Source organism: Duganella sp. S19_KUP01_CR8, from assembly GCF_036688705.1.
In the GTDB taxonomy this organism is placed as follows: domain Bacteria; phylum Pseudomonadota; class Gammaproteobacteria; order Burkholderiales; family Burkholderiaceae_D; genus Rugamonas.
The window spans coordinates 223,866-243,140 of the sequence record NZ_JAQQPR010000004.1 but is presented as its reverse complement, the minus strand read 5'-3'; the positions used below and the strand labels follow the sequence as shown (position 1 = coordinate 243,140).

The 19,275-nt window shown below is 63.1% G+C and carries 18 protein-coding genes; 11 read left to right on the top strand and 7 right to left on the bottom strand.

Annotated features, from left to right (window positions below; all coding sequences use genetic code 11):
* Positions 1 to 34: 34 nt before the first annotated feature.
* From queE to ldcA, 5 genes are all read left to right on the top strand, one after another.
* Positions 35 to 670 (top strand): 7-carboxy-7-deazaguanine synthase, encoded by a 636-nt coding sequence (queE, locus tag V6M89_RS06150; RefSeq protein ID WP_332852374.1) that lies wholly within the window; start codon positions 35 to 37, stop codon positions 668 to 670.
* 2 nt (positions 671 to 672) lie between these two features.
* The gene (gene queD / locus V6M89_RS06145) at positions 673 to 1,119 is read left to right on the top strand and encodes a 6-carboxytetrahydropterin synthase QueD (protein WP_332852373.1); all 447 of its coding nucleotides are present in this window, start codon (positions 673 to 675) and stop codon (positions 1,117 to 1,119) included.
* Positions 1,112 to 1,594 (top strand): tRNA adenosine(34) deaminase TadA, encoded by a 483-nt coding sequence (tadA, locus tag V6M89_RS06140; protein ID WP_332852372.1) that lies wholly within the window; start codon positions 1,112 to 1,114, stop codon positions 1,592 to 1,594. Before queD ends, tadA begins: the two co-directional genes overlap by 8 nt.
* A gap of 83 nt (positions 1,595 to 1,677) precedes the next feature.
* Positions 1,678 to 2,622: an alpha/beta fold hydrolase gene (locus V6M89_RS06135; RefSeq protein ID WP_332852371.1), complete on the top strand. Its 945-nt coding sequence runs from the start codon at positions 1,678 to 1,680 to the stop codon at positions 2,620 to 2,622.
* Between the two features lie 10 nt (positions 2,623 to 2,632).
* Positions 2,633 to 3,559 (top strand): muramoyltetrapeptide carboxypeptidase, encoded by a 927-nt coding sequence (ldcA, locus tag V6M89_RS06130; RefSeq protein WP_332852370.1) that lies wholly within the window; start codon positions 2,633 to 2,635, stop codon positions 3,557 to 3,559.
* Here ldcA and V6M89_RS06125 read toward each other — a convergent pair.
* The 3 genes from V6M89_RS06125 to V6M89_RS06115 all read right to left on the bottom strand — a co-directional run bounded on the left by V6M89_RS06125 (position 3,538) and on the right by V6M89_RS06115 (position 8,713).
* Positions 3,538 to 4,104: a PEP-CTERM sorting domain-containing protein gene (locus tag V6M89_RS06125; protein WP_332852369.1), complete on the bottom strand. Its 567-nt coding sequence runs from the start codon at positions 4,102 to 4,104 to the stop codon at positions 3,538 to 3,540. The genes ldcA and V6M89_RS06125 overlap by 22 nt on opposite strands.
* Before the next feature lie 145 nt (positions 4,105 to 4,249).
* Positions 4,250 to 5,167 (bottom strand): EDSAP-1 family PEP-CTERM protein, encoded by a 918-nt coding sequence (locus tag V6M89_RS06120; RefSeq protein ID WP_332852368.1) that lies wholly within the window; start codon positions 5,165 to 5,167, stop codon positions 4,250 to 4,252.
* 186 nt (positions 5,168 to 5,353) lie between these two features.
* On the bottom strand, positions 5,354 to 8,713 hold the full coding sequence (locus tag V6M89_RS06115; RefSeq protein ID WP_332852367.1) for an FG-GAP-like repeat-containing protein: 3,360 nt from the start codon (positions 8,711 to 8,713) through the stop codon (positions 5,354 to 5,356).
* A gap of 230 nt (positions 8,714 to 8,943) precedes the next feature.
* Between V6M89_RS06115 and V6M89_RS06110 the strand changes: the two genes are divergently transcribed.
* The 3 genes from V6M89_RS06110 to nadC all read left to right on the top strand — a co-directional run bounded on the left by V6M89_RS06110 (position 8,944) and on the right by nadC (position 12,704).
* On the top strand, positions 8,944 to 10,545 hold the full coding sequence (locus tag V6M89_RS06110) for an ABC-F family ATPase (RefSeq protein WP_116989193.1): 1,602 nt from the start codon (positions 8,944 to 8,946) through the stop codon (positions 10,543 to 10,545).
* Between the two features lie 150 nt (positions 10,546 to 10,695).
* Positions 10,696 to 11,841 carry a quinolinate synthase NadA gene (nadA, locus tag V6M89_RS06105; RefSeq protein ID WP_332852366.1) on the top strand — a complete coding sequence of 382 codons (1,146 nt, stop codon included), beginning with the start codon at positions 10,696 to 10,698 and terminating at the stop codon, positions 11,839 to 11,841.
* Positions 11,838 to 12,704, top strand: a complete 867-nt coding sequence (nadC, locus tag V6M89_RS06100; protein WP_332852365.1) for a carboxylating nicotinate-nucleotide diphosphorylase — start codon at positions 11,838 to 11,840, stop codon at positions 12,702 to 12,704. The genes nadA and nadC overlap by 4 nt, the downstream gene beginning before the upstream one ends.
* 4 nt (positions 12,705 to 12,708) lie before the next feature.
* Here nadC and V6M89_RS06095 read toward each other — a convergent pair whose 3' ends face one another.
* The gene (locus tag V6M89_RS06095) at positions 12,709 to 13,746 is read right to left on the bottom strand and encodes a DUF418 domain-containing protein (RefSeq protein ID WP_332852364.1); all 1,038 of its coding nucleotides are present in this window, start codon (positions 13,744 to 13,746) and stop codon (positions 12,709 to 12,711) included.
* 62 nt (positions 13,747 to 13,808) lie between these two features.
* Between V6M89_RS06095 and V6M89_RS06090 the strand changes: the two genes are divergently transcribed.
* Positions 13,809 to 14,384 (top strand): TetR/AcrR family transcriptional regulator, encoded by a 576-nt coding sequence (locus tag V6M89_RS06090; RefSeq protein ID WP_332852363.1) that lies wholly within the window; start codon positions 13,809 to 13,811, stop codon positions 14,382 to 14,384.
* 103 nt (positions 14,385 to 14,487) lie between these two features.
* A complete protein-coding gene (locus V6M89_RS06085) occupies positions 14,488 to 15,267 on the top strand; it encodes a PEP-CTERM sorting domain-containing protein (protein ID WP_332852362.1) in 780 nt (259 codons plus the stop codon).
* A 37-nt stretch (positions 15,268 to 15,304) separates the two neighbouring features.
* On the opposite strand, the gene V6M89_RS06080 is transcribed toward V6M89_RS06085, so the two are convergent.
* Complete coding sequence (locus V6M89_RS06080) at positions 15,305 to 15,841, bottom strand: GNAT family N-acetyltransferase (protein WP_332852361.1); 537 nt, start codon at positions 15,839 to 15,841, stop codon at positions 15,305 to 15,307.
* 9 nt (positions 15,842 to 15,850) lie between these two features.
* Complete coding sequence (gene nadB / locus V6M89_RS06075; protein WP_332852360.1) at positions 15,851 to 17,464, bottom strand: L-aspartate oxidase; 1,614 nt, start codon at positions 17,462 to 17,464, stop codon at positions 15,851 to 15,853.
* Positions 17,465 to 17,648: 184 nt separating this feature from the next.
* Between nadB and V6M89_RS06070 the strand changes: the two genes are divergently transcribed.
* Positions 17,649 to 18,473, top strand: a complete 825-nt coding sequence (locus V6M89_RS06070; RefSeq protein ID WP_332852359.1) for a hypothetical protein — start codon at positions 17,649 to 17,651, stop codon at positions 18,471 to 18,473.
* Here the strand turns inward: V6M89_RS06070 and V6M89_RS06065 are convergent.
* Positions 18,407 to 19,216: a hypothetical protein gene (locus V6M89_RS06065; RefSeq protein ID WP_332852358.1), complete on the bottom strand. Its 810-nt coding sequence runs from the start codon at positions 19,214 to 19,216 to the stop codon at positions 18,407 to 18,409. The genes V6M89_RS06070 and V6M89_RS06065 overlap by 67 nt on opposite strands.
* Positions 19,217 to 19,275: the final 59 nt, after the last annotated feature.

The following is a 19,275-nucleotide window of genomic DNA, read 5'->3' as shown; positions in this document are numbered from 1 at the left end:
GATATAATTGAGGGTTGTCCTATTGGGAACTGCCGTGACGTACAGCATCAAAGAGATTTTTTACACGCTGCAAGGTGAGGGCGCCCACGCCGGGCGTCCCGCCGTGTTCTGCCGTTTTTCCGGCTGCAATCTGTGGACCGGACGCGAGAGCGACCGCGCCAGCGCCGTCTGCCAGTTCTGCGATACCGACTTTGTCGGCACCGACGGCGAGGGCGGCGGCAAGTTCAGCACGCCGGAAGCCCTGGCCGCCACCATCAACGCGCTGTGGCCCGAGAGTTACACCGCCAGCAAATACGTGGTGTTCACCGGCGGCGAGCCGCTGCTGCAGCTCGATACCGCGCTGATCGCCGCGATGCATGCGGTCGGCTTTACGATCGCGATTGAAACCAACGGCACGCTGCCGGTGCCCGAGGGCGTGGACTGGATCTGCGTCAGCCCCAAAATGGGTTCCAAGCTGGTGGTGACCAAGGGCAGCGAAATCAAGGTGGTGATCCCGCAAACCGGCCAGGACCTGAGCGCCTACGAGCATTTGGACTTCGAGAATTTCTTTGTGCAGGCGATGGATGGCCCGCTGGCCGAGTTCAATATCAAACTGGCGATCGAAACCTGCAAGCGCAATCCGAAATGGAAGCTGAGCTTGCAAACCCATAAACTTTTACAGATACCCTAATCATGCTGACCATTACCCGCAAGCTGGAGTTCGACGCCGGCCACCGCATTCCCGATCACAAGAGCCAGTGCCGCAACCTGCATGGTCACCGCTACACGCTGGAAATCACGCTGACCGGCAACATCATCACGGCCGAAGGCAATTCCGACAACGGCATGATCATGGACTTTTCCGACATCAAGGCGCTGGCCAAGGAACATCTGGTCGACGTCTGGGACCATTCCTTCATCGTCTACGAGAAGGATGTCGCGGTGCGCGACTTCCTGGCCACGCTGCCGGGCCACAAGACCGTGGTGATCGACCGTATTCCGACTGTGGAAAACCTGGCCCACGTGGCTTTCGGCATCCTGAAGGCGGCCTACAAGGACCGCTACGGCACCGGCCTGCACCTGCACAAGCTGGTGCTGCACGAAACCCCTAACTGCTGGGCAGAAATCACCGATGCCTGACGAGGATTTTATGCGGCAGGCGCTCGAACAGGCCCAGCACGCATGGGACCTGGGCGAGGTGCCGGTCGGCGCGGTCGTCGTCAAGGACGGCGTGGTGATCGCGCGCGGCTACAACCAGCCAATCGGCCAGCATGATCCGACCGCGCACGCAGAGATCGTCGCGCTGCGGGCGGCCGCCGAGGCGCTGGGCAATTATCGTCTGCCGGGTTGCGAGTTGTATGTGACGCTCGAGCCGTGCGTGATGTGCTCCGGCGCGATGATGCACGCGCGCCTGGCCAAGGTGGTGTACGGCGCCACCGACCCCAAGACCGGCGCCTGTGGCTCGGTACTGAATCTGTTCGAGCAGGAGCAGCTCAATCATCACACCGCGATCGCCGGCGGCGTCATGGCCGATGAGTGCGGCGCCATGCTGAAATCCTTCTTTGCGGCACGCCGCGCAGCGGCAGCTGCCGCAAAGCGCAACACCTCAGAATAGCAGCGGTTCGCCGGTCCGGTAAAAATGGTATGCTCAAGCTACTGATACCGGCACTGATACTGGCACCATCGAGGGAGGTCGTTTTGGCTACTGCACAAGCTAACGGAATAACGATTGCTTACGAGGCCAGCGGCAATCCGCTGGACCCGCCGGTGCTGCTGATCATGGGCCTCGGCATGCAACTGGTGGCCTGGCCGCAGGACCTGGTCGACGGCTTGGTCGAGCAGGGCTATTACGTGATTCGCTACGACAACCGCGATATCGGCCTGTCCAGCAAGTTCGAACATCTCAAGCAACCCAATCTGATGCTGGCCTACCTGAAATCGCTGGTGGGATGGAGGCAGGCGCCGGCCTACACTTTGAACGACATGGCCGACGACGCGCTCGGCCTGCTCGACGCGCTGGGCATCGCCCGCGCGCACGTGGTCGGCGTGTCGATGGGCGGCATGATCGCCCAGATCTTCGCCGCGCGTTTCGGCAAACGCACCCTGAGCTTGAGCTCCATCATGTCCAGCAGCGGCCGGCGCGGCCTGCCGGGACCGACCCCGGCCGCGCGCAACGCGCTGATGCGCGCGCCCGCCAGCCCGCACAACCGGCGCGAGGTGGTCGACCGCATGGTGCAGGTGTACCGCATCATCGGCAGCCCGTCGTTCCCGACGCCGGAGCGGCAGCTGCGCGACAACATCGAACGCGCGTTGGACCGCAGCGTCTATCCGGCCGGCATGGCGCGGCAGATGGTGGCCATCGTCGCGTCCGGCGACCGCACGCCGCTGCTGCGCAAGATCAGTTGTCCAACCGTGGTGATCCACGGCGCCGCCGATCCGCTGGTGCCGCTGGCTTGCGGCGCCGACACGGCGGCCGCGATTCCCAACGCCCGCCTGCACGTGATCGAAGGCATGGGCCACGACTTGCCGCCGCAATTGATCGAGCGCCTGCTTGCCTTGCTTGAGCAACACCTGCGCGGTAATATGTCGCCGGACATTCCTCCGTTGACGCCCCGCCGGGCCGGCAGCGGCACCCATCACTGACAGAGACACTTTGAGCACATCCACTATCGGCATCGCGATCGCGGCCACGGGCGGCTACGCGCCGGATCACGCAGCACTGCAAAACGGCATCGAACGCTTGCGTCAGCAAGGTCATCTGGTTCACAACTATTACGACGACGATAAAAAATTCCAGCGCTTCGCCGGCACCGACGCCGGTCGCCTGGCGCAGCTGAGCGCGGCCGCCGCCGATCCCGATGTGCAGGTGGTGATCGCGCTGCGCGGCTCTTATGGCATGAGCCGTTTGCTGCCGTCGATTGATTTTCGGGCGATGGCGGACAGTGGCAAACTGTTCGTCGGCTACAGCGATTTCACGGCGTTCCAGATGGCGTTGATGAAGCAGACCGGCCGCATCAGCTTCGGCGGCCCGATGATGTGCGACGATTTTATCCGCGAGACGCCGGTCGACTACACCATGCGGCAGTTCTGGGATTGCCTGCGGGGTCCGGTGCACGCGGTGCGCGGGGCGGTGGCGGAGGGCGGCTCGGACAATCCGCTGGTCGATGTCAGCGGCAAGCTGTGGGGCGGCAACCTGGCGATGATGGTCAGCCTGCTGGGCACGCCGTATTTCTCGTCCCAGCCGGACGGCATTCTGTTCCTGGAAGATATCAGCGAGCATCCTTACCGGGTCGAGCGCATGGTGCTGCAACTGCTGTACGCCGGCGCGCTGGAAGGCCAGCGGGCGCTGGTGCTGGGCGACTTCTCCGGCTACAAGCTCAGCGCCTTCGACAACGGCTATGATTTTGAGACCATGCTGGCTTACCTGCGCGAACGTCTGCCGATGCCGGTGCTGACCGGCCTGCCATTCGGCCACATAAAAGAACGCGCCACGCTGCCTTACGGCGGCATGGCGCATCTGGTGTCGACCGAACGCGGGTTCGATCTGACGATCAGCGATTATCCGACGTTAGGACGCTGACGGCGGCGGGCGGCGAAGCCCACCAAGCCCAGGCCCGCCATCAGCATGGCGTAGGTTTCCGGCTCAGGCACGGCCGACACGGTCACGCTGACGTTGTCCAGGCGGAGGAAGCTCGGATCGTTGCGCGCACCAAATTTGAGTTCGGTCGCCGCGCTGGTGGCCACGAGTCCGCTCAGCGTGACGTGGGTCCAGTTGCGCACTTCATTTGAGAAGCCATAGATCTTGGCGCCGTTGAAATCGGCTTCAAAGCTGGTGTTGCTGGTGGCGGAATTGAACACATCAAAGCTCAGCGTATAGGTCGAACCCGCCGAAGTCGCCAGGCTCTGGCTGATGTAGGCCGGCGAACCGGTCGCGCCGCTGCGCCAAACATAGGTGTGGTTGGAGGTGACGGTGTTGGAAATGATGTCCGACAGGGACGTATTTCCCGACTTGGTCCAGCCGGCGAAGGTGCCGGTTTCGAAATTTCCGTTGACAACCAGTTCGGTGGCGGCTTGTGCCGACAGGGTGCTGGCGGCCAGGATTACGGCGATTGCTAATTTCTTCATTAATGACATCCCTTGGTATTATTATTGCAAAAGAGTTGCCATAATAATCTCAATGATGACTTAATGTCCAATATGATATTTTGTCGTGGTAAATCCCCCACGCGCCGCAAGGCGGCGACGTGGGCGGACCAGGAGCGCGCCGCGCTTAGCTGTTGCGGCGGCGTGCTACCACGCCCAAGATGCCAAGGCCGGCCAGCAGCATGGCGTAGGTATCGGCCTCGGGCACGGCCGATTGCAGCGAGACGTTTTCATGCATCGTCAGGTTCAACGTGTAGACGCCGGCCGCCAGTGCGTTGGTCGAGGCGCTGAAGCAACCTGCGCCGCCGACGGTGCAGCTGGTCGGTGCGAAAGTCAGCGGGCCGCCGTTGCCGTTCAGCGCGGTCAACGAGGTGTTGAGCGTGAAGGCGTCGGCCGTTTCGGTGCCGCCCTGGATACCGCCGGCGATGCCGTCCGGCGCCCAGTTGAATACGATGTTGCCGGAGTTGTCGATCAGGTTGAAGTTCAGGCCGATCGATCCCTGCGCTTGCGACGGCGCGATCGCATTGCCGCTCAGGTAAGCCTGGATGTAGGGCAGGGCGTCGAAGTGGAAGCTCAGCTTGTCGCCGGCGCCGGCAACGACGGTGGTGGTCAGCAGGGTCGAGGACGAGTTGCCGGCGACCGCGTTGGCCGTGCCGTTGCCGATCAGTTTGCCTTCGGCGAAGTTGCGGGCGCGGGTGAACGGGGCGCCATTCAATTGCAGTTGGTCGATGGAGGCATCGGCCACGGCGAACGAGGTGCCGGATGCCGCATTGCTGGCATAGCTGTTGTTGACATAGCCAGCCCAGCCCAGTTGGGCAGGCGCGCTGTCGGTCACGCCGGCGCCGCCGCTCGATACGCAATTGCTGTTGGGCAGGCATGCGGTGGCGAAGGAGCTATTGACCGACAGGCCGGCGCCGGCGCCGTTGTTGGACGTGATAACCAGGTTGGTGATTTCATTGTACGCGCGGGCATAGGTGTCGGCGTTGGCGGCGGTGCTGGCGAAACAGGCGACGGCGGCTGCCGCGGCGATAACTGCTTTCTTCATTAAGTTCCCCTTACGGTTATTGGTGTGGAGACATGATGCTAAAACGCCATGAAATGCGCTCCTTGATCGATGTCAAATGTGTCGGTGGTTGTGTGAAATGTGACAATTTCATGAAATACCAGTGGCGGAGTAATAGGGCCATCGACGACGCGTGAGCGCACCTGGCCGCGCTGAAATGTCAGCTGCTCATTCCCGTCCGCCCGTCCCGGAGAAAATGGCTGTTTCAGTGGCGATTTCCCGGTCCAGCAGGTTGAAATAATGCTTGATCCACGGGCCGTTTGCGGTGGTGCCATCGGCCGCCAGCGCGCGTTGCTGGATCAGGTACTTTGCGTCGGGTGGGCAACTGGCTGTGCCTTCCGCCACGCCGACGCAGTACAGATAGTCCCAGTCGTTCTGGGCGCCGTCCGACCGGATGACCCGGCGCCGGCGGCCGAAACCGTCATATTGCCAACTGTAACTTAGACCATTCTCGTCGGTCATCGAGGTGACGTTGCCATAGCGCCCCTCGATCATCATGCTGGCACGCTGGCCCAGGGCGTTGCTGGTCGCGACGGGGAAGCGGCCCCGGCTGTCATACGTTACGCCGACGGTCTTGGTGGCCGCCGGCGAGGACAGTGTGGTGGTCGTGATGTTGCCGAACGCGTCATAGGCGTAGGCCGTTTCCGCACGCAACGTGGCGTTGCCCGGCTCGACGATTTCCTTGAGCAGCAGCCCGGTGGCGGTGTCGTACTGGTAGACCGTGGTGCGGCTCGCGGTGGCGCGCTGCGTCGGGCGGCCTATGATCCAGCGGTCGGTGTCGTTCAGGTAGTTGGTGCTGACCTGCAGTACCGAGCCACCCGCGTCGCTTTGACGGAGCAGGGTGGGATTACCCCAGTTGTCGTATTGGGTGGTTCTGGTGATGGTCTTCAGCTCGACGCCATTCCCGTCCCAGCTCTCGCTGACATTGTCGCTGTCGTAGATAAAATAGACGCCACCGGCCACCGGCTTGCAGCTGGTTGCCGCATGTGCGCCCAGCAGGACACAGCCGTGAGTGTTGCGCTGCCGCTTCAACAGGCCGTCGTTGCCGCCGCCGACGATCGAGGTAGTGACCTGATTGACGCTGCCGGTGTATGGCCAGTCGAGCTGGTAGTCGGTTCTTACGGCGACCCCGCTGCCGAGATCGTTCGACTGTATCCATCGGAAACCCAGCAGGCCGCGTCCGTTCAGTTCGGCTTTCAGGCCGCCGTAGCGATACTTGGTAATGCGCGTGCCGACCACCCAGTCCGGCGCGGTCAGCGCGGACACCACGTACAAAGGCCAGCGCACGTCCATCAGCGGGTAGATGGCGTCGGCGTCGGCCGCGTGCACGGCGCCGTCGGTCAGGGGACTATAGTTGATGACGTAGACTGCGCCCAGACCGGTGATGATATTGGTCAGGCGGTCGCCCACGCGGTTGGACAGGTGTGCGTCGATGGAGACGCTGTCGTTATCGTTGAACACATGGACCAGATGTGGGCTGGCCTGGCCCATGCTGTCGGCGACGAACCAGCGTTGCGTGTCCTGGTAGCCGCCGCTGCGGGTTTCCCAGTTCTGCCACTGAAATGCGGTGCCGCTGCTTTTCTGCACGTCGATGGTGGCCAGGCCGTCATCGTCGCGGATACTGACCAGATCGGCACGGCCGTCGCCGTTCAGGTCGGCCACCAGCCATTTTTGCGTATCGACGAAGGCGCCGGTCTTGGTTTGCCAGCGATTGAGGCGAAAGCCGCCACCGACATTGACGTGCACGTCGACGGTGGTCAATCCGTCTTCGGCGAAAACATTGATCAGGTCGGGGCGGCCATCGCCGGTGACGTCGGCCAGCATCCACTTTTGCGTACTCCAGAAACCGCCGCCCCGGGTCTCCCAGGTTATGGCCGGGGTCAGAGTCGTGCCATTGCTGAGAAAAACATCGGTCGTCGCGCTGCCGTTGTCGTTGCGCACGCAGACAAAGTCGGCGCGGCCATCGCCGTTGACGTCTGCCACGAACCAGTGCCGGGCTTCGGCGGCTGCGCCCTGGGGGACGTCGCGACCAACCAGCGCCCCGAACGCAACGCTGCCGGCGGTCGCGCCATCTCTGGAAAATGCCACGCCCAGATGACTCGGCGCGGAGTCGGTGCCGACGCTGGCGATGTCCTGACGTCCGTCGCCATCGATGTCGGCGACAAACCACAACCGCTTCGCGTCGCTGTCGGTAAGCCAGTCGCTACCGGCCGGAGCCGAAAAACTGTGTCCGGTGCTCAGTAGCGACTCGGCGTAGATGCTGTTCCCCACGCGCGTAAGCCGCAGCAGGTCGGCTTTGCCGTCGCCGTTGAGATCTGCCGCGAACAGCTTGACATTTTCGCGGTCGGCGCCGATCTGGGTGGCCCAGCGTTGCATCGTGTAGCCGTTGCCGCTGCTGAGATGGACGTCGACACTCAACGTGTGATTGACATCGTCGGATACGTTGATGAAGTCGGTTTTGCCGTCGCCGTCAACGTCGGCCACGAACCATTGCTGTGCTTCCGAATATGCGCCGGCCCGGGTCTCCCAGCGTTGCGTGCTGAGCCCGGCAGCCTGGAACTCCCAGTCGAAAGAGGTCGGCGGCATGCATGTCCCGCCTTGCATTTCGCATTCCGTAACGCTCTTCAGCACGGAACGGGCGCTTTGGGGGCTGACGGCGTAGGCAAGACGATATTCCCTCACCGGAGCCGCGCCGGCAAAGGTCGCTACGCGCTGCAACCGGAGCTTGGTTTCGATTTTGGATAGCGAGGTGTGGACGATCACTGGATCGGGGCGAGCTTCGTACACAAACTGGATGAAATTGTCCGCTGGCTTGCCGGTGGCGCTGTTACCGCTGTAGTCAATGCGCCGGACGTAGAAGTCGCCGTCGCTGGCGTCCTTGGTATAGCTGATCGTGTAATAATTTCCGCTGACGTCCAGCATCTTGTTGAGTGCCCACACCCGTCCCAAAGGGAGGTTTTGCATAGCGATGCGGGAATCGCCGGTATTGCCGAATTCCAGGATTTGACCGTCCTTGGTCCAGGCCTTGAACCAGCCGGGATCGGTTCCGCAGGAGGTGGCCCCGGTGTCCGCATTCCTGACGCAGGGGTGGCGCGATCCATAAGAGATCACCTTGGTAAAGTCGGTTCGTTCCGTCCGGTATTCGGCATAGGATTCACCGTCCACAGTGCCATCGACCGGCACCAGTCTGCTGCCGTTCAGGCAAAATGCGTCGTTGCCGGAAAAGTTCATGGAGGACTGCTGGCCATCCTGCGCCTTGGTCTTGGGGCAGCGGAAGATGGTGGATACGCCGGTGATGGCGCCACCGATGCCGACCATGCCGTTTACGTTATGACTGCTGTAGCTGATTGCGATGGCCGGCGCCAGTCCGGCAGTGCCGGGAGGAATTTGTATCGGGACCTTGTAGTTAGCGCGCCCCATCGTATCGACCCAGAATTGGCCCGCCGTGGTCATCGCTGTCTGCTCGGCCATGATGGCGGTGCTGACCATGAAAAACACCAGCGGCACCGCGCGCAAGCTGAAGACCATCGTCACACCCTCCCTAAATATCATGTTTTTGTCTCTTGACGTTATTCAGGCGAGAGGCCGATAAATTTTAGATATTTGCCAACACCGCACGCTTGAGTTGCCTCAGCAGTGTGGGGCGAACTTTCCGCTCTGGCGGCAATCCTGGCGTCCGGTGCACTGCGTTTCCCAGCCTGGCCCGGCTAGTGGTAAAATGCCCGGTTAATCAAATCCATGCATTAAGGGCCTTATCCGTGCTATCCACAGCAAACATCACCATGCAATTCGGCGCCAAGCCGCTGTTCGAAAATATTTCCGTCAAATTCGGCGATGGCAACCGCTATGGCCTGATCGGCGCCAACGGTTGCGGCAAGTCCACCTTCATGAAAATCCTGGGCGGCGATCTGGATCCGTCGGGCGGCAACGTGATGCTGGATACGAACGAGCGCCTGGGCAAGCTGCGCCAGGACCAGTTCGCCTATGAAGAAATGCGCGTGCTGGACGTGGTGATGATGGGCCACACCGAAATGTGGGCGGCGATGCAGGAACGCGATGCGATCTACGCCAACCCGGAAGCCACCGACGACGACTACATGAAGGCCGCCGAGCTGGAAGGCAAAGTCTCCGAGTACGACGGCTACACCGCCGAATCGCGCGCGGGCGAACTGCTGCTGGGCGCCGGCGTGGCCATCGACCTGCACAAGGGTCCGATGAGCAATGTGTCGCCGGGCTGGAAGCTGCGCGTGCTGCTGGCGCAGGCACTGTTCTCGAATCCGGACATCCTGCTGCTCGACGAACCGACCAACAACCTGGATATCAATACGATCCGCTGGCTGGAGGACGTGCTGAACGACCGCAACTCCACCATGATCATCATTTCCCACGATCGCCACTTCCTGAACCAGGTCTGCACCCACGTGGCCGACATGGACTACGGCACGCTGAAGATCTACCCGGGCAATTACGACGAGTACATGTTCGCCTCGACCCAGGCGCGCAACCAGCAACTGGCCAACAACGCCAAGGCCAAGGACAAGGTCGCCGAACTGCAGGACTTCGTGCGCCGCTTCGCCGCCAACAAGTCCAAGGCACGCCAGGCCACCTCGCGTGCCAAGCAGATCGAGAAGATCAAGGTCGACGACATCAAGCCATCGTCGCGCGCCTATCCGTTCGTGCGTTTCGACGGCGAGAAGAAGCTGCACCGTTTGGCCGTCGAGGTCGATTCGATCGCGAAGAAATACGATCGCCAGCTGTTCAACAACTTCAGCATCATGGTTGAAGCGGGCGAACGCATCGCCATCATCGGCGCCAACGGCGCCGGCAAGACCACGCTGCTGCGTTGCATCGGCGGCGACGACATCGCTCACCTGCACGCCGATCACGGCATGGTCAAGTGGGCCGAGAACGCCAACGTCGGCTACATGCCGCAGGATCCGACCGAAGAGTTCGCCAAGGACATCACGCTGACCGACTGGATGGGCGACTGGACCCAGGAAGGCGACGACGACCAGGCCGTGCGCTCGATCCTGGGCCGCCTGCTGTTCGGCGGCGACGAGGTGAAGAAATCGGTCAAGGTGCTGTCCGGCGGCGAGAAGGGCCGCATGATGTACGGCAAGCTGATGCTGGGCCGCCACAACGTGCTGCTGCTCGATGAACCGACCAACCACATGGACATGGAGTCGATCGAGTCGCTGAACATCGCGCTGGAAAAATATGCCGGCACGCTGATCTTCGTCTCGCACGACCGCGAATTCGTGTCGTCGCTGGCCAACCGCATCATCGAGATCAAGGAAAACGAGATCGTCGATTTCCGCGGCAACTACGAGGACTACCTGACCAGCCAGGGCATCGACTGATAAGCGGTCGTTCCCGCGCAAGCGGGAACCCATACTGAGCATCCTGGCCGGCGTTCTATGGATTCCCGCGTGCGCGGGAATGACGCGGCGTCGGCAAGGTTTTTTGCAATGTGCGATAGTGTAGTTCTTCGCATCACGTCACCGAACACCATGCAAACCATAGACATCAAATCCGTCGAGTACGAGCATCCACAAGACGGAGCCAGCTGCACCGCCCACGCCTGGGCGCGCACGCCAGCGACTCCATCGCCTGAACAACGCGTTGAACTCAAGGAGCGCATCAAGCGCCTGCTGAAAGAAAAGCAGGCCGTGCTCGTTTCCCACTATTACGTTGACGCCGATCTGCAAGACCTGGCCGAAGAAACCGGCGGCTGCGTCTCCGATTCGCTGGAGATGGCGCGCTTCGGCCGCGACCACCCGGCCAAGACGCTGGTGGTGGCCGGCGTGCGCTTCATGGGCGAGACCGCCAAGATCCTCAGCCCGGAAAAACGCATCCTGATGCCGGACCTGGACGCGACCTGCTCGCTGGACCTGGGCTGCCCGGTCGATGAATTCACCGCCTTCTGCGACGCCCATCCGGACCGCACCGTGGTGGTGTACGCCAACACCAGCGCCGCCGTCAAGGCGCGCGCCGACTGGATGGTGACCTCGTCGATCGGCCTGGACATCGTCAAGCACCTGCACGAGCAGGGCAAGAAAATCCTGTGGGCGCCGGACAAGCACCTGGGCTCCTACATCCAGAAGCAGACCGGCGCCGACATGCTGTTGTGGCAGGGCTCCTGCCTGGTGCACGACGAGTTCAAGGGCATCGAGCTCGATCTGCTGAAGGCCGAATATCCGAACGCCAAGGTGCTGGTGCACCCTGAATCGCCGGCCAATGTGGTGGCGCTGGCGGACGTGGTCGGCTCGACCACGCAAATCATCAACGCCGCCGTCGAATTGGACGCCGATACCTTCATCGTCGCCACCGACAACGGCATCCTGCACAAGATGCGCGCCGCCGCGCCGGGCAAGCGCTTCATCGAAGCGCCGACCGCCGGCAACAGCGCCAGCTGCAAGAGCTGCGCGCATTGCCCGTGGATGGCGATGAACGGCCTGCAAAACCTGGCCGACGTGCTGGAAAACATGGACAACAACACCGACCACGAGATCCACGTCGATCCGGAAATCGGCAAGCAGGCGGTGACCTCCATCAACCGCATGCTCGATTTCGCGGCGGCCAAGAAGGCCAAGGTGCAGCCGGGCGCTGACCTGGCAAAAGAAGCTAAACTGTTTTCGGGAATCGGTCCGGCATGAGTACCTTAGTCAACACCTTTGCACCTTTCGACGATGCGTTGAAGACCGCCTTTGAAGGCAATATGCTGGCGGCCCTGCTGGAAGACGTGGGCAGCGGCGACCTGACCGGCCTGCTGGTGCCGGACGGCGGCCGCGCCACCGCGCGCGTGATCGTGCGCGAGGACGCGGTGCTGTGCGGCGCGCCCTGGTTCGAAGGCATCATGAACTGCATGCAGGCTGGCATCGAGATCGACTGGCAATATGCCGAAGGCGATCTGATGAAGGCCGACAGCCTGGTCTGCACGATTCAAGGCCCGGCGCGCGCGCTGCTGACGGCGGAACGCGCTTCGCTGAATTTCCTGCAGCTGCTGTCGGGCGTGGCGACCGCCACCCGCAAGTATGTCGACGTCATCGCCGGCACCCGCGCGGCCATCCTCGATACCCGCAAGACCATGCCGGGCCTGCGCCTGGCGCAGAAGTACGCGGTGCGCGTGGGCGGCGGCCAGAACCAGCGCCTGGCGCTGTACGACGGTATCCTGATCAAGGAAAACCATATCGCGGCGGCCGGCGGCATCACCGCTGCGGTGCTGGCGGCCAAGCGGTTGGAGAAGGGCGTGTCGATCCAGGTGGAAGTGGAAAGCATCGCCGAACTGGAGGAGGCGCTGGCGGCCGACGCCAGCTCGATCCTGCTGGATAACTTCAGCCTCGACATGATGCGCGATGCGGTGCGGCTCAACGCCGGCCGCGCCTTGCTGGAAGCTTCCGGCGGCATCAACTTCGATACCGTGCGCGCCATCGCCGAGACCGGCGTGGACCGTATTTCGATCGGCAGCCTGACCAAGGATGTGCGCGCAACGGATTACTCCTTGCGCATCGTCGGCTAAGGCTTCAGCCGGCCAGCTTGCGCATCAGCGCTTCGACCGGGCCGCGCTGGAAATGGCGCGACCACCACCAGGCATAGGCGCTGGCGGCCACGCAGAACAACAGCGCGGCCGTCACCGCCGTCGCCACGCCCTGGCCGCTGAGCAGGCCCAGGGCTTCCAACGCTCCCATTCCAAGCAACACGTGCGCGATGTACAGCGTCAGCGTCTGGCGGCCCGCCGGTATGGCCAGCTGCAGCACGCGCTTGCGCTGCAGCCAGGCGGCGCTGCGCAGGCACAGGCCGATCACCAGCACGGCGCCGCCGGAACTGGCCAGCATATATAAAGGCATCGGCGGTATCGGCTTGGTCGTCAACAGTTCGGACAACTCGGGCAGGGCGGCGCGCAGCAGCAGGCTGGCGCCTTCCGCCGTCAGCAGGATTGCGGTGCCCCAGCAGATCAGCCGGTGCTGGACCGCGCGCTGCGCCAACGGCAGCCGTCCCAGCAACATCCCCAGCAGCAGAAAACCCAGCCACGGCAACACCGGATGCCAGCCGTTGAACAGCAGGTTGCGGCCGAAGCCGGACGGCGTCCAGAAGCCGCTGTAGGTGTAGGTGCGCCAATCCCAGCCGGCGCTGTAGTTCTGCGTCAGCACCAGTCCGACGAACAGCAGGTCCAGGGCGACGATGCAGGCCGCCAGCGCCTGCCATGACAAGCTCAGCAGCAATGCGCCGAACAGGAAGTAGAAGGCGTAGTAGTGCAGGATGTCAGCCTCGAACAGCAGCATATTGCACAAACCCAGCACCAGCAGGAAGACGGCGCGGCGCAGGGTGACTGTGACGGTCTGCGCGTGGTCATTGCGGGCGGCGGCGATGCCCAGGCCTATGCCGGCCAGCACCACAAAGCAGGCGGCGGCCCGGCCCTCCAGCGCGCCGGTGAGCACCGCCAACAGGCTGTCGCCATCCTTGATGCCCATCGCCATGCGAAAGTTGACGATCACCATGCCGACAAAGGCAAGAAATCGGGCCAGGTCCAGTCCTTCAAGTCGTTGTTTCTGATGTTGCATATGGTTTCCTCATCGGGTTTGAAGTATGATGAACGAACGTTCGTTCATGGTATGAGGTCCTTATGACAGAGTCAAGAAAGCAATTGATCGTGGAGGCGGCCTGCGCCTGCTTCCTGCGCAAGGGTTATCACCAGACCGGCGTGCGCGACATCGCGGCCGAGGCCGGTATCAGCCTGGGCAACCTGTATAACCATTTCGCCGGCAAGGATGCGGTGCTGGCCGAGATCGCTGCGCTGGAGGCGGACGAGCTGCTGCCGTTTGTCGCCCATTTGCAGGCGGCGGCCGATCCGATGGCGGCCTTGATGGGTTTCCTGGAGGCTTATCTCGACTACGCGGCGCGGCCCGAGAACGCGCTGATGACGCTGGAGTTGGTGGCCGAGGCGGTGCGCAATCCCTCGATCGCGGCCACGTTCGCAGGCAATCGCCAGGGTTTGCTGCGGGCCTTGGGCGCCGTGCTGGAGGCCGGCGCCGCCAGCGGCAGGCTGCGCCGCTCTGCCCACCCCGGGGAAACCGCGTGCCTGCTGCTCGACCTGGTCGAAGGGCAGGCGCTGCGTTCGGTGCTGGGTGATGTGGCCAGGCCGTCGATGGCGCGCGAGGAATTGTTGCACTTCGCCGCCCATGCCTTGCGCAAACCATGAAAATAATTCATGTATCCGGTTAAAAATTATTAATTAGGAATGACTTAAATGCAATATAATCTCGCTTGTTTTTTAAACACTATTAACTAAAGGAGCGAGTTTGATGAAATTGCAATTATTGGCGGGTGTCGTGGCAATGGTGGGTCTGACGGGCATGGCGCACGCGGATGGCTTCTACAATGGCGGTTTCGAGGCCGGCACCACGGGCGGCTGGACCACCGGCGGCGGCTATCGCGCCGGCGTCGACAACAGCATGCAGCCTTCGCAATTCCTGCCTGGTGGCAGCCTGAACGGTGACAACGGCAGCCGTGGCGCCGTGGTCAACAGCAGCTATGTCGATCCTAACCTGGGGGCGCTGCTGGGTTCGACCGTGTACAGCGGCAACTATTCGTATCGCGCTGAAGACACGACCAGCGGCGGCTATGCCACCGCGATCAGCCAGAAAGTCAGCAACTACACCGACGCGAACATCTACTTCGCCTGGAAAGCCGTGCTGGAAAACGGCGGCCACCAGGAATATGAATCGGCGCTGATGAAACTGACCCTGACCGACGACACCACCGGCCAGTTGCTGATCAGCCGCAGCTACAACGCCGGTTACACCGGTTCGGGCGTGGACAGCCGCTTCTCCAAAGAAGGCAACCTGTTCTACACCCCAAGCTGGCAAGTCGAGCAACTGAGCATCGACCAGTCGCTGTCCGGCCACAGCTTCACGCTGTCGCTGCTGGCTTCCGACTGCCAGCCGACCGGCCACACCGGCTATGCCTATCTGGACGGCTTCGGCGCCGTGACGCCGCCGGTACCTGAGCCTACCACCTACGGCATGCTGCTGGCTGGCCTGGGCCTGCTGGGCTTCATGGCTCGCCGCAAGAAATCGGCTTAAGTCGGTTGATGGCGCCGGCGGCTGACGCCGGCCGGCGCTAGGCCTTGATACTTTTCTGCATTTTTGCCAGCGGCACCTTGATGTCGCCCGGCAGCGTAATCTCAAACCGTTCCACCACCGTAAAGCCGCAGGCCAGGTAGAGCGGCACGCCCGGCATGGTGGCGGCCAGTTCCAGCGTGTGGAAACCGGCGGCGGCGGCCGCGTCGCTGCAATGGCTCAGCAGCAGCCGGCCCAGCCCCTGGCGGGCCGCCGACGGCTCGACGAAGAAGGCGCGGATGCGCGCCGCTTCCGTGGCCGGATCGAGCAGCGGATCGGCGCCTTGCTTGGTGCGATCGGCGCCGAACAGCGTGCTGCGCTTGCTCCAGCCGCCGCAGGCCACCAGCTCCCCATGCTTTTCAATCAAAAAATAGGTGTGATCGGCGACCAGCTGCGTATCGACGCCGAACACATGGCGGGTGATCGCCACGGCCTGTTCCTGGGTGTAGAAGCCGTCGCTCAGCTCGATGCCCGAACGGGCGATCAACGCTTCCATCGCGGGGATATCGCCCGGCCGGGCTGCGCGCACGGTGATCAAGCCCGCTCCTTATTTGCGGCGCGCCGGCGTCAGGATGCTCGGCAGCGCTTTCGGCAAGGTCTCCGGGTAGTCGCGGCTGAAGTGCAGGCCGCGGCTTTCGTGCCGCTGCAAGGCGCTGTTGACGATCAGGTTGGCCACGTCGACCAGGTTGCGCAGCTCCAGCAAGTCGTGCGTGATGCGGAAGTTTTGATAGTACTCGTCGATCTCTTCCTTCAGCAGCGCGATACGGTGCTGGGCGCGCTCCAGCCGCTTGGTGGTGCGCACGATGCCGACATAATTCCACATGAAGCGGCGCAGCTCGTCCCAATTGTGGGAGATGACCACTTCCTCGTCGGCGTCGGTGACGCGGCTTTCGTCCCAGTCCGGCAGGTAGGGCACTTCGCCTTTTTCCTTGGCGGCGATGTCGGTGGCGCAGGCGCGGCCGATGACCACGCATTCCAGCAGCGAATTGCTGGCCAGCCGGTTGGCGCCGTGCAGGCCGGTGCAGGCGGTTTCGCCCACCGCATACAGGCCCGGCAGGTCGGTGCGGCCGTGCAGGTCGGTGACCACGCCGCCGCAGGTGTAGTGCGCGGCCGGCACGATCGGTATCGGCTGTTTGGTGATGTCGATGCCCAGTTCCAGGCAGCGCGCGTAAATGGTCGGGAAGTGCTCGATCAGGAACTCGGCCGGCTTGTGGCTGATGTCCAGGTGCACGTAGTCGAGGCCGCGTTTCTTGATCTCGAAGTCGATCGCGCGCGCGACCACGTCGCGCGGCGCCAGTTCGGCGCGCTCGTCGTGGGCCAGCATGAAGCGGCTGCCGGCGGCGGCGCCGGCTTCCGGCGGCAGCTTGAGCAGGCCGCCCTCGCCGCGGATCGCCTCGGTGATCAGGAAGGATTTGGCGTACGGGTGGTACAGGCAGGTCGGATGGAACTGGATGAATTCCATGTTCGACACGCGGCAGCCGGCGCGCCAGGCCATGGCGATGCCGTCGCCGCTGGCGGTGTCGGGATTGGTGGTGTACAGATAGACCTTGCCGGCGCCGCCGGTGGCCATCACCGTGTGCTCGGCGGCGAAGGTCAGCACCTGGCCGGTCTTCTCGTCCTGCACGTACAGGCCGTAGCACTTGGGCTGGGCGTTGGCTTTCTTGTGCGGATGCAGCTTGTCCGAGGTGATCAGGTCGATCGCGCAATGGTGCTCGAACAGCGTGATGTTCGGATGGGCGCGGACTTTTTCCTCCAGCGTGACCTGCACCGCGTGGCCGGTGGCGTCGGCCGCGTGGATGATGCGGCGCTGGCTGTGGCCGCCTTCGCGGGTCAGGTGGAAACCCAGTTCGGCCGAATCGTCCTTGGTGAAGGGCACGCCTTGCTCGATCAGCCATTCGATCGCCTCGCGGCCGTGTTCGACGATGTAGCGCGTGGCGCTTTCGTCGCACAGGCCGCCGCCGGCGATCAGGGTGTCGTCGATGTGCTGGGTGTGGCTGTCGCCCGAATCGAGCACGGCGGCAATGCCGCCCTGGGCCCAGTTGCTGGCGCCATCCTTCAGCGCGCGTTTGGAAATGATCGCGACTGTGCGCGTTTCGGCCAGGTGGAGGGCGACCGACAGGCCGGCCAATCCGCTGCCGACAATTGCAACATCAAATTTCATGATTACGTTTGGATGCGGTAGAGAACCATGACTATAGACCATTTGTCATGAACGCGTCATTTTCGGCTGATTTTTGGACTTTTTAGTCCTGAACCGACCAGCCAATTGTGGCGGCTCAAGGCGCAAGCGCCTAGTGTTGGCGATGATCGTGGTTACACCGCTGTGTGGTGTCGGGGAGCGGATCGTGATCAGGATATTCCACCACTATGTGTCTAAAATAGCCTTCATGCTGTTGTTGCTGGAGTTGCTGGTGCTGTTGACGGCCGCCGTGGCCAGCGCGCCGCTGTGGCTCAAGGGACGGCACGGCGGCGACCAGCTGTACCTGCCGGCGCTGGCGTTCGCGCTGGTCATGGTGCTGAGCATGAGCACGCTGGGCATGTACCAGCACAATCAAGCCAGGGAAGACATCAAGAGTACCTTGCTGCGCATCCTGCCGTCGTTCGTGCTGGGCTTTGGCCTGATGACTTTGCTGTCGAACATGCTGCCGGGCGCGCAGTTCGGCCGCGTCGGCAGCGTGGTGTTCGTGCTGGGCGGGGCGGCGGTGCTGCTGGCGCGGCTGATTGTGTTCACCTCGGCGCAGTCGGGCATGCTGGAGCAGCGCCTGATCGTCATCGGCGACGGCGCCACCGCGCGCGAGTGCCTGGAGCTGGGCGCCAGCAGTGTCGGCTTCCATGCGTTCAAGGTGGTGGGCTTTGTGCCGGTGGCCGGGGAAGTGTCCTGCGTGCCGGCTTCGCTGCTGCTGCCGGCCGACCTGTCGCTGCTGTCGCTGGCGCGGCGCTATGCGGCCGATGAGATCGTGGTGTCGGTCGGCGACCGCCGCAATGGGGCGTTTCCAGTCCGGCAGTTGCTGGAATGCGCGCTGGGCGGCGTGCCGGTGACCGACGCCGCCACCTTCTTCGAGCGCGAGGCTTGCCAGATCCGGGTCGACTCCTTGCAGCCGAGTTACAGGAATTCGCGCTTGACCTTGAGGATTTCTATCATCTCCAGCATGCCACGGCTGGCGGCGTAGACGGCGCCCGACCACGACCAGGCGCGCGGATCGCCCTCGTCGCCAAACTCGGCCACCTTGGACAGGTCGACCGAGCCGACCAGGTCGGCGATATCGGCCGTATTGGGATCATGCGGCGCATACGTGCCGACGCCGCTGCGGCCGGCCTCGGAGATGAAGATGCGCTCGACCGGCATGCGCAGGAAGTCGCCGCTCAGCTCGTGCTCCAGCCGCATCCGGCAATGGGGGCACAACTCGCCGCTCAGGTCGACGCCATAGGTCTCGCGGAAGCCCGGCCGCATGGTGTGCGGCACCAGATGCAGCGGCGATTCGTGCACCGGGCAGCCGGCGATGCCAAACAGGGCGCCGGCGTCGGTGTAGCTGTATTCCTCCAGGCCGCGCTTGAGCCGTATGACCAGGGTGGATTTGCCGCCGGACGGCGGCCCCAGCAACAGCAGCAGGCGCCGGCCGACTTCCGAACCCGCCGCGGCGGCCTTGAAGTAGTCGGCCACGCGCGCCAGCGCATCGTCGATGCCGAACAGTTCGTCGGCGAACAGCTTGCAGCGCAACTTGCCGTTTTCATCTTGCTGGCCGCTCCAGCCCAGCATGTCCCAGATGTATTGATGCGAACTGCGCACGAACTGGCAGGGCGCCATCGGCAGCACCTGCTCCATGAATTGCGCGAAGCTGCCGCTCCAATGCCCCGCCCGGTGCTGGCGCGTGAAGGCTTGCAATTGCTCCCGGTATTGTTCGCGTTGATCCATCGTCGCATCCCCTCCTGTGCAGTCAGCACAGACAAGTATCTGCGCCATGACGGGCAGGC

Excerpts from the sequence above, each read along its gene's own strand:
- queD (WP_332852373.1), top strand. The coding sequence starts at position 673 with ATGCTGACCATTACCCGCAAGCTGGAGTTCGACGCCGGCCACCGCATT.
- tadA (WP_332852372.1), top strand. The coding sequence starts at position 1,112 with ATGCCTGACGAGGATTTTATGCGGCAGGCGCTCGAACAGGCCCAGCAC.
- V6M89_RS06125 (WP_332852369.1), bottom strand. The coding sequence starts at position 4,104 with ATGAAGAAATTAGCAATCGCCGTAATCCTGGCCGCCAGCACCCTGTCG.
- V6M89_RS06120 (WP_332852368.1), bottom strand. The coding sequence starts at position 5,167 with ATGAAGAAAGCAGTTATCGCCGCGGCAGCCGCCGTCGCCTGTTTCGCC.
- V6M89_RS06115 (WP_332852367.1), bottom strand. The coding sequence starts at position 8,713 with ATGGTCTTCAGCTTGCGCGCGGTGCCGCTGGTGTTTTTCATGGTCAGC.
- nadA (WP_332852366.1), top strand. The coding sequence starts at position 10,696 with ATGCAAACCATAGACATCAAATCCGTCGAGTACGAGCATCCACAAGAC.
- nadC (WP_332852365.1), top strand. The coding sequence starts at position 11,838 with ATGAGTACCTTAGTCAACACCTTTGCACCTTTCGACGATGCGTTGAAG.
- V6M89_RS06095 (WP_332852364.1), bottom strand. The coding sequence starts at position 13,746 with ATGCAACATCAGAAACAACGACTTGAAGGACTGGACCTGGCCCGATTT.
- V6M89_RS06090 (WP_332852363.1), top strand. The coding sequence starts at position 13,809 with ATGACAGAGTCAAGAAAGCAATTGATCGTGGAGGCGGCCTGCGCCTGC.
- V6M89_RS06085 (WP_332852362.1), top strand. The coding sequence starts at position 14,488 with ATGAAATTGCAATTATTGGCGGGTGTCGTGGCAATGGTGGGTCTGACG.
- nadB (WP_332852360.1), bottom strand. The coding sequence starts at position 17,464 with ATGAAATTTGATGTTGCAATTGTCGGCAGCGGATTGGCCGGCCTGTCG.
- V6M89_RS06065 (WP_332852358.1), bottom strand. The coding sequence starts at position 19,216 with ATGGATCAACGCGAACAATACCGGGAGCAATTGCAAGCCTTCACGCGC.